This window comes from Serratia sp. N21D137, from assembly GCF_047530005.1.
GTDB lineage: Bacteria > Pseudomonadota > Gammaproteobacteria > Enterobacterales > Enterobacteriaceae > Chania > Chania fonticola_B.
In genome coordinates, this window is the sequence record NZ_JBLJAJ010000124.1 from 1 (window position 1) to 630 (window position 630).

Here is a 630-nt window from a genome sequence, read left to right on the forward strand (position 1 = left end):
CTTTCCTTCAGCCCGACATATTCACCGATAAAGGCCTTGCCCACTTTCAGACCCATCCCTTTCAGGCTCAGTTTTCCACTGACATCCACTTTCCTGACCAGGACCCCCTCGTCATACTCGGCTGCCGCCGGATTGCCATTGTACTGTCGCGATGAAGGCTGATAACGGGACGCTGGCACCGCCATTGACAGGGCTTCGTGTGGGCGTTCCAGGTTGTAGGTATCTCGCCAGGCGTCGAACACCTCCTGCAACTGCGCGGCATGGGTAAACCACCGTCCCTGCAGGAGCTCTGCCTTCAGGCTGCGGTGGAAGCGCTCCAGCTTACCCTGAGTCTGAGGATGATAAGGCCGAGAGTGACCCACCCGGATACCCTGACGCATCAGCCACAGTTCCAGCGCGGTCCAACTGCCCGTCGTGTCGCCCCAGGGGGCACCATTATCCATGGTCATTCTCTCCGGCAAGCCATAACGTTCGAACACCGCTATCAACTGTGACTGCACGGTGACACGTCGCTCGTCCGGGCAGTGCGCCAGACAGAGCGAGAAGCGCGAATGGTCATCCAGCAAGGTCAGCGGATGACAACGCCCTTCGGCGAAGGGGAAGTGGCCTTTAAAGTCCATCTGCCAGAGT

1 protein-coding gene is annotated in these 630 nt (G+C 59.0%); it reads right to left on the reverse strand.

Features of this window, described 5'->3' with window-relative positions; translation table 11 throughout:
* On the reverse strand, nt 1-630 hold a 630-nt coding region (locus ACMV5H_RS25630), incomplete at both ends, for an integrase core domain-containing protein (RefSeq protein WP_414822817.1).